This is a genomic window from Aliidiomarina sp. (genome assembly GCF_047920995.1).
Lineage (GTDB): Bacteria > Pseudomonadota > Gammaproteobacteria > Enterobacterales > Alteromonadaceae > Aliidiomarina.
Window position 1 is genome coordinate 1 of record NZ_JBLRWZ010000072.1, and the last position, 2,394, is coordinate 2,394.

A 2,394-nucleotide genomic window follows, 5' to 3' on the forward strand; every position below is an offset into this window, starting at 1 on the left:
CGGGTATCGGGCGAAGTACGTTATCCCGGCCGCTATCCTTTGGCAGAAAATGCCAGTGTACCGCAATTGATAGCCGCTGCCGGAGGGTTACGTGATTCGGCATATTTGCGGCGAGCAGAAATTACGCGTTCGGTAACGGAAAACAACGGCGAAATTTCGAATACTGAATATGTGCCTTTTAATTTATTTGAGGTAATTACTGGGATAAAGAGCGTTAGCGTTGAACCGCGCGATCGTTTAAACATATTTCGGATTCCTGAATGGCAAGATACCGTAGATGTGGTGTTGCAAGGCGAAGTACGCTTTCCTGGCACTTATGCGGTGCGCCGTGGGGAAACTCTGCGAGATGTTATTGAGCGAGCGGGTGGCGTAACGGAGTGGGCATTTGTTAATGGTGCTGTGTTTACCCGTGAAGAAATTCGTGAGCAGGAGCGGCGCAGATTAGTTGCGCTTGGTAACGAGCTGCGCCAAGAAATGGCCAGTATGAGCCTTACTGAAGGTAATGTTACCAACTACAATGATTTAGATAGGCTGCTGAATGATTTACTCGGCGTTGAGCCGGTAGGCCGTTTAGTGGTGAATTTAGCGGAAATTATAAACGGTGTACAAAATCGAGATATAGAGCTGAAGGATAATGATCGCATTGTAATTCCAACTCAGCGCAATATTGTTTCGATTATTGGTGAAGTGCAAATGCCTTCTACCTATCGCTACGATGCAGGTTTAACGGTGCGCGATTACCTAGAGCGCAGTGGCGGTGTTAAGCGCCCTGCTGATGATAAGCGTATTTTTGTGGTGCGAGCTGATGGTTCGGTAGAACCTTACAGTAATCGTAGAGGCTGGTTTAGTAGTAACAACCGTGTAGAGTTAATGCCAGGTGATACCATTGTGGTGCCGTTAAATACTTCGTACAAAGACAATATTCAATTGTGGGCAACTAGCACGCAGATCTTGTATCAAATGGCGGTGGCGATTGCAGCAATTAACAGTATTTAATGGCGGCTTACGTTTTGAATACTAAAGGGTTGGTGTTTGTTTCTGGGCTTGCGCTTCTGGGTATCGGCGCTGTTGGCACAGCCCAAGCTACGCCTTGGGCGGATGCCAACGATGCGCAAGTGCGCCACTACTTGCAGGTATTAGCCGATGCGGGTGTGGTGCAGTTTTCTGCCAATACCTACCCAATGATGTGGGGGGCCTTGCTAGAAAATATGCAGGGTGTTGATGCTGGCTTGTTGAATCGCGAGCAGCAACAGGCGTATTTTTATGTGCTTTCGGTGCTGGAGTTTCATGCTGCTGGTGGTTATACCGGCGCTTCGCTACACGGCCAAAGCCGCACGGGTGCCCAACGTGGTTTTGCCAGTGCGGGCTCAGGTGTTGGCGGTGGCGAGAAAGGTTTGCTCACCATTAGCCGTGATTTCAAAACCGATCATTCTGCATTTCGTTTACAAACATCATATCGTACCGGCAGAGAAGCCTTGCCGTGGCGTGAAAATGATCCCCAGAGCATTAGTTTTGCTGGCTCGTATGCCGCTACCATGCTTACCAACGAAGTATTAGGTAGCTGGGTAGTAGGGGTAGACCAATTGCAAACTTGGTGGTCGCCAAGTTATGAACATGATGGCATGCATACACGCTCGGAGAGGCCCTTACAGGCGCTACGGGTAACTAGGGCAGGTGCAGCACCATTTACCACGCCTGTGTTGAGCTGGCTTGGCCCGTGGAGCGCTACCGCTTACGTTGGCCGCAGTGAGCGCGGTTTAGGTTTATACGCCGGCGCTGATCGATTGCCCAGTGGTGAACGGGTGCGCGCTCGTGAACAAGCCTTTGGAGTTCGAGTAACTGCTAACCCGCATACTCGCCTGCAGTTAGGCTCTCGCTTCACCGGTGCGCACTTGGGCTATACCCAAAAAAATGCTGCCGTAGACGCGCGCTATGCGCTTTTAAAAGGAACTGAAAGTGATACCCGCGTGCAGTTGGCGGTATATGGTGAGCTGATTTATCACGATAGCGCGCTTAGCACTACTTATCATACCGTTGGCGCTGATGTGCACTTACCACTTACAGGCGATGCGCCAAGTTCACTGCGCTTGTATGCTGAGCAACTTGCGCATTACTCCCGCGATACTCTAGCTGTGGGCTTTGATCACTTTACTACCGCCGGCTATGGTTGGGGTGTGCGGGTACGTGATATCGATTATTTTGCCAACCATTGGCGCGCGGCGTATTTTTTGGAGCCGGATGTTTTAGAACAGGGAGCAGCATTAAACGAGTTTGCTAGGTATAACCTGCAACCGGTGCAACGCTATCAGTTGGATGTGCAGGTGTATCGCCCACTTGGTGATGGCCGCGTGGTTTTGGGCGCGCAGTGGTGGCGTGATTCTGGTGCTGCAGGTA

Annotated in this window: 2 protein-coding genes; both read left to right on the top strand. The window is 50.7% G+C overall.

What is annotated here, in order from left to right; translation table 11 throughout:
* Window positions 1-996, top strand: a 996-nt coding sequence (locus tag ACNA7P_RS11105) for an SLBB domain-containing protein (protein WP_416258689.1), incomplete at its 5' end; no start/stop codon positions are given.
* Window positions 996-2,394: capsule assembly Wzi family protein (locus ACNA7P_RS11110; RefSeq protein ID WP_416258690.1), on the top strand; the 1,399-nt coding region annotated here is incomplete at its 3' end. The genes ACNA7P_RS11105 and ACNA7P_RS11110, both read left to right, overlap by 1 nt.